Annotated in this window: 6 protein-coding genes; 1 reads left to right on the plus strand and 5 read right to left on the minus strand. The window is 60.0% G+C overall.

All coding sequences use genetic code 11. The annotated features are described in order from the left end of the window. The 4 genes from mutL to nnr all read right to left on the minus strand — a co-directional run. On the minus strand, positions 1-1142 hold a 1142-nt coding region (gene mutL / locus RTP97_RS21035), incomplete at its 3' end, for a DNA mismatch repair endonuclease MutL (RefSeq protein WP_312417074.1). Positions 1143-1151: 9 nt separating this feature from the next. Further along, positions 1152-2486 (minus strand): N-acetylmuramoyl-L-alanine amidase AmiB, encoded by a 1335-nt coding sequence (gene amiB / locus RTP97_RS21040; RefSeq protein WP_312417077.1) that lies wholly within the window; start codon positions 2484-2486, stop codon positions 1152-1154. 43 nt (positions 2487-2529) lie between these two features. Further along, on the minus strand, positions 2530-2985 hold the full coding sequence (tsaE, locus tag RTP97_RS21045; RefSeq protein WP_312417079.1) for a tRNA (adenosine(37)-N6)-threonylcarbamoyltransferase complex ATPase subunit type 1 TsaE: 456 nt from the start codon (positions 2983-2985) through the stop codon (positions 2530-2532). Continuing rightward, positions 2978-4513: a bifunctional ADP-dependent NAD(P)H-hydrate dehydratase/NAD(P)H-hydrate epimerase gene (nnr, locus tag RTP97_RS21050; protein ID WP_312417080.1), complete on the minus strand. Its 1536-nt coding sequence runs from the start codon at positions 4511-4513 to the stop codon at positions 2978-2980. The genes tsaE and nnr overlap by 8 nt, the downstream gene beginning before the upstream one ends. On the opposite strand from nnr, the gene queG reads away from it, so the two are divergent. Further along, positions 4512-5651 (plus strand): tRNA epoxyqueuosine(34) reductase QueG, encoded by a 1140-nt coding sequence (queG, locus tag RTP97_RS21055; protein ID WP_312212435.1) that lies wholly within the window; start codon positions 4512-4514, stop codon positions 5649-5651. The genes nnr and queG overlap by 2 nt on opposite strands. Positions 5652-5758: 107 nt before the next feature. Here queG and RTP97_RS21060 read toward each other — a convergent pair. Further along, a partial coding sequence (locus tag RTP97_RS21060; RefSeq protein ID WP_312417083.1) for a hypothetical protein occupies positions 5759-5970 on the minus strand: 212 nt, incomplete at its 5' end.

Raw genomic sequence — 5970 nt, forward strand, 5'->3', positions numbered from 1 at the left:
GTGGCGCCAGGCTCAGCGTAGCGCGGTGCGGTCGGTTCACGGGCCACGGGCGGCTGCGCAAACTGGTTTTTACCGGCGGCGATGCGGTTCTCAGGAACCTGGCGCGGCGCGGGTTCGTCCGCCAGCGCCAGCGGCGCGGCAATCTGCTGCTGCAATACGCTGGCAACGCCCTGGTAAATAAAGTCATGCACCAGCCGCGACTGGTGGAAGCGCACCTCGTGCTTGGCAGGATGGACGTTAACGTCGACCTGGTGCGGATCGATCTCAAGGTAGAGCACAAACGCGGGCTGCTGATCTGCGCCCAGCTTGTCTTCACAGGCCTGGCGGATAGCGTGGTTGATGAGCCGGTCGCGCATCATACGGCCGTTGACGTAGCTGTACTGGATCTCTGCCAGCGCCGCCGTGGTGGCTTTTGGATCGGCCACCCAACCGCGCATAGCTAAGTCGCCGTGCTGCCACTCAATCGCCAGCGCCTGCTCCATAAACGGCAGGCCGCATATCGCTCCCAGCCGGCGTTCGCGCTGCCCGCCCGGCGGCACGGCGCGATACTGGCGCACCATCTTACCGTTGTGGTTGAGGTTGATCGTAACGTCGAAGCGCGCCAGCGCGATGCGGCGGATCACCTCGTCGATATGGCCGAATTCGGTCTTTTCAGTGCGCATAAACTTGCGGCGCGCGGGGGTGTTATAGAAGAGATCGAGCACCTCCAGAGTGGTACCCGGCGGATGGGCGGCGGGCTTCACCGTCACCTCCATGTCCCGCCCTTCGGCGTAGGCCTGCCAGGCCTCCGGCTGATCGGCGGTGCGGGAGGTCAGCGTCAGTCGGGACACCGAGCTGATACTGGCCAGCGCCTCGCCGCGAAAGCCGAGGCTGACAATGGCCTCCAGATCGTCCAGCGAGGCGATCTTGCTGGTGGCATGGCGCGCCAGGGCCAATGCCAGCTCATCTTTACCGATGCCGCTGCCGTTGTCCCGAATGCGAATAAGCTTCGCCCCGCCGCGCTCAATATCGATATCGATGCGGGTTGCCCCCGCATCAAGGCTGTTTTCAACCAGCTCTTTCACCACCGACGCAGGGCGCTCCACCACTTCGCCAGCGGCGATCTGGTTCGCTAGCTGCGGCGGCAAGACCTGAATCGGCATGAAATCTCCTTAGTTAATAAAACTGTTCCCCGGCGATCCGGCGCTGGCTGTCTGTGCGCCACCACTCTGCGGCGATGACTGCATCGGATGCGCCTGGAAGTAGCTCTGCAGCCCAGCATAGATGGCTTCCGCCAGCTGCTGCTGATAGTCGTCGCTGTCCAGCAGGCGCTCTTCGCTGCGGTTGCTGATAAACCCGGTCTCCACCAGCACCGACGGGATATCCGGCGAACGCAGCACGCCAAGGCTGGCATGTTCCGGGCGGCGCTTGTGCAGCGAGCCGATGCGCGACAGCTGGCTGAGCATATTGGTGGCGACATCATACCCGACGCGCTGGGAATGGCCGAACTGCAAATCGAGAACCGCCTGGCTTAGGTAGGGATCGGACTGGCTGTTCGCCAGCACATCGCCCGCCCCGCCCAGCAGCTCAGACTGCTTCTCATGCTGCTCCAGCCAGCTCGCCATCTCGCTGTTGGCGCGGCGGTTGGAGAGCACCCAGACCGATGCGCCGGTGGCGTCGCGGTTTGGCGCGGCGTCGGCGTGAATAGAGACCAGGAAATTGGCGTTTTGTTTCCGCGCCACGTCAGACCGACCCATCACTGAGATAAAGTAGTCGCCGTCGCGGGTCAGCACGCCCTTAAACATCGGATCGCTGTTCAGCAGCGTGCGCAGCTTGCGCGCCACGGAGAGGGTGATGTTCTTCTCACGCGTGCCGCCGGGGCCGATAGCGCCCGGATCCTGGCCGCCGTGTCCGGCGTCAATGGCGATAATCACCTTGTCGCCCGAGGCAGAGCTGGCGCGCATGGCCGGACGCGTCACGGTATTGCTGCTGGTGACGCTGGTCACTCGGTCATTTTCGTTTTTAAACGGATTACGCGCAGGCTCAGCAGGTCGCGGTGCAACTGCCGGGGTCTCGACGCGTTTCGCCACTACCGGTGGCGGCGGTGGCGGGGGTGGTGGCGCATCGGCATCAATGGTAAACACCACCGTATAGTTTGCGCCATTCTGCTGTTTTACTGCCCGGGCCTTGCCGTTTTCGGTCAGATCGACCACCAGCCGTAGCGACTGGTTATCTTTCGGCGTCCCGGAGCGAATGCTCTTTACCAGATTGTTGCCGCTGAACTGCAGCGGCAGGCCCTGAATCACGCCGGTCTGTTTGATATCCAGCGCCACGCTGCGTTTGCCCTGCTGGGAAAAAGCATACTCCGGATCGCCCATAAAACTTAGCGTGATACGGGCCTGGTCATCGCCATTGGAGACCTGAATATCCGACAGACTTGCGGCGGTGGCCTGCGTGCTTAGCGCAACCAGCGCTGCCAGGGCCCAGCATTTTACGCGACTGATCATCCCGTCATCCTGTAGTTACAAATGCGTAGTTACAAATGCGTAGTTACAAACGCGTCAGTAAAGACTCACCCGCAGAGGAGACGGCCGCAATGCGCGCCTCTCGCCCCTGGGCCTGGTATTCTAAATGGATTTCGATATCCGGATCGGGCAGCACGCCCGAACCCTGCTGCGGCCACTCGACGAGGCAGATGGCATCGTTGGCAAAATAGTCACGAATGCCCATAAACTCCAGCTCTTCGGGATCGGCAAGGCGGTAGAGATCAAAGTGGTACACCATCAGCTTATCGAGGGTATAGGGTTCAACCAGCGTGTAGGTTGGGCTTTTCACGTTCCCCTGGTGGCCCAACGCCTGCAGGAAGCCCCGGCTCAGGGTCGTTTTACCCGCGCCTAAATCACCGTACAGGTAGATAACGGTTGCGCCGGTGCAGGCCTGCGCGACGCGCTCGCCCAGCGTTAAGGTTGCCTGCTCGTCGGGCAGAGGGATCACTCGATTAATCATGGTCTACGTCAATCACATCCGGGTTAATAACACGCATCAGCGCAGAAAAAAGATCGGTTGCCAGCATCCCGCGCGTGCCATAACGCGCCGCACGGTCGTCAGCTGCCGCACCGTGCGCCACACAGCCCACGCAGGCGGCCTCATACAGAGAGAACTTCTGCCCCAGCATGGCACCAATGATACCAGAGAGCACGTCTCCCATCCCTCCGCTGCCCATCCCGGCGTTGCCGGCATCCACGATGCCGATTTCGTCTGCGCTCGTTACGATGGTGCCTGAGCCTTTCAGCACGGCCACGCCACCGTAACGTTTTACCAGACGCTGAGCAGAAAGTAAGCGATCGCTTTCAATTTCTGCAACGTTACAGTTAAGCAGACGTGCAGCTTCGCCAGGGTGCGGAGTGATTACGCGATTGTGACGTTTATCGGGATTGATTGCCAGAAGGTTAAGCGCGTCCGCATCCCACAGCATGGGTTTACGAAAATTCTCAATTTTTTGTAGCGCCTTTCTGCCCCACGCCTGCTGACCAAGGCCGGGACCGATCACCACCACGTCTGCCCATTCAAGGCTCTCCTCCAGCAGCTTTTCCGTTAGCTCATGCACCATCAGCTCCGGACGGGCGGCGATCAGCGGGGCGATATTTTCGACGCGCGTCAGCACGCGTACCAGCCCGGCCCCTGCACGCAGCGCCGCCTCGCCGGTCATACGGATCGCCCCGGCGGTACCATGATCGCCGCCAACAATCACCAGCCGCCCATTATCACCTTTATGCGATGTAGGGCGGCGCGGCGGCAGCCACTGCGCAAGCTGCGACGCCTCCAGGCGGTGGATAGCGATCGCCTGCGCTGCCAGCCACCCCTCCAGCCCCAGCGCGTTATGGTGAAGCATGCCGGTAACATCGCGGGCTTTCCCGGTAAGCAGGCCAGGCTTGAGGGCGATAAAGGTCACCGTATGCGCGGCATTGATTACCGCGCCAGGGGTAGTACCGGTCTGGGCATTCAGCCCGGAGGGGATATCGAGAGCGATAACCGGGGCGGCGTGCGCATTGGCACGTGCAATAAGGCTCGCGGCTGGCTCACGCGGGGCGTCGGTCAGGCCCGTGCCCAACAGGCCATCGATAATCAGATCGATCTCTTCCGGCCAGCTGCTATCCGCAGCATGGATCTCACCGGCGGCGTTCAGCCAGGCCGTACGCGCCTGCTCCGCCTCTTCCGGCAGCGGCTTATCGCTCTCCAGGGCCAGCAGCGTCACATCAATGCCCGCCGCCTTCGCCAGCCGCGCCACCACGTAGCCGTCGCCGCCGTTATTACCGTGGCCGCAGAGGATCAGCCAGCGGCGCGAGTGCGGATAAGCAGCGCGCGCTACGCGAAAGGCCGCCTCTCCTGCCCGCAGCATCAGTTCAAACAGCGTAATCCCTAAGCTATCCGCCGCCTCTTTTTCTGCCTCGCGCAGCGCCTGCGCAGGCCAGACAGAGTGTGGTATAGTGGTACGGTTTTTATTCAGTCTACTTTTCAACGTATGGTCCGTCATGTCACAGCCCCTCGATCTCAATCAGCTAGCGCAAAACATTAAGCAGTGGGGCACCGAACTGGGGTTTCAACAGGTCGGCATCACCGATACCGATCTCAGCGCCAGTGAACCCAAACTCCAGGCATGGCTGGATAAGCAGTATCATGGCGAAATGGCATGGATGGCGCGTCACGGCATGATGCGCGCCCGGCCGCATGAGCTGTTACCCGGCACGCTGCGGGTGATCAGCGTGCGCATGAACTACCTCCCGGCCAATGCCGCCTTTGCCAGCACGCTAAAAAATCCTGCGCTCGGTTACGTTAGCCGTTACGCCCTGGGCCGTGATTACCACAAGCTCCTGCGCAACCGCCTCAAAAAACTGGGTGAAACTATCCAGCAGCACTGCGTTTCGCTGAATTTTAGACCCTTTGTTGACTCCGCGCCGCTGCTTGAGCGTCCGCTGGCGGAAAAAGCTGGCCTGGGATGGACAGGTAAGCACTCACTTATCCTTAACCGCGAGGCGGGCTCGTTCTTTTTCCTCGGCGAACTGCTGATCGATCTCCCCTTGCCGGTCGACAAGCCTGTTGAGGAGAACTGCGGGAAGTGCGTGGCCTGCATGACCATCTGCCCCACCGGGGCGATCGTTGAGCCCTATACCGTCGATGCCCGGCGCTGCATCTCCTACCTGACGATTGAGCTGGAAGGATCGATACCCCCCGAGTTCCGGCCGCTGATTGGCAACCGCATCTACGGTTGCGATGACTGCCAGCTGATCTGCCCATGGAACCGTTTTTCGCAGCTTACAGACGAAGAGGATTTTAGCCCGCGTAAGGCGTTACACGCCCCGGAACTGATCGCACTGTTTGGCTGGAGCGAGGCGCATTTTCTGAAGGTCACGGAGGGGTCGGCCATTCGTCGCATCGGTCACCTGCGCTGGCTGCGTAATGTGGCGGTCGCGCTGGGCAATGCCCCCTGGGATGAGGCCAATATTCGGGCGCTGGAACAACGCCGGGGTGAGCACCCACTTCTGGATGAGCACATAGAGTGGGCGATTGCGCAGCAGATTGAGAAGCGAAATGCCTGCGTGGTTGAGGTACAGCTCCCGCAGAAGTTAAGGCTGGTCAGGGTGATCGAAAAAGGGCTCCCGCGGGACGCCTAAGCTTTCCACAGGGTGTGCATAAAAATAAAAATCTATTGCGATTCAACACTGAAAAATTCGTCAAGCGATCGCATTAACATCCTGTAATAATATTTTATTATTAAAATTCATAAGGTTAAGAAGATATTATTTACATTGTTAACATTTAAGCGCAGGGGGAGATGGAGGTAGCCTTGTGGATAACTCTGTTTACAAGAATATGACAAAACGGAAATAAAACGATGCCAGCAGGCGTTTGCGCTGTGGATAATTAATTCAGAAGAGAAAATTTGGAGCGGGAAACGAGACTCGAACTCGCGACCCCGACCTTGGCAAGGTC

It is taken from the genome of Pseudescherichia sp. (assembly GCF_031998825.1).
Taxonomy (GTDB): domain Bacteria; phylum Pseudomonadota; class Gammaproteobacteria; order Enterobacterales; family Enterobacteriaceae; genus Pseudescherichia.

Bases quoted from the DNA above. Each gene is read 5' to 3' on its own strand.
- amiB (WP_312417077.1), bottom strand. From the start codon at position 2,486: ATGATCAGTCGCGTAAAATGCTGGGCCCTGGCAGCGCTGGTTGCGCTA.
- tsaE (WP_312417079.1), bottom strand. From the start codon at position 2,985: ATGATTAATCGAGTGATCCCTCTGCCCGACGAGCAGGCAACCTTAACG.
- queG (WP_312212435.1), top strand. From the start codon at position 4,512: ATGTCACAGCCCCTCGATCTCAATCAGCTAGCGCAAAACATTAAGCAG.
- nnr (WP_312417080.1), bottom strand. From the start codon at position 4,513: ATGACGGACCATACGTTGAAAAGTAGACTGAATAAAAACCGTACCACT.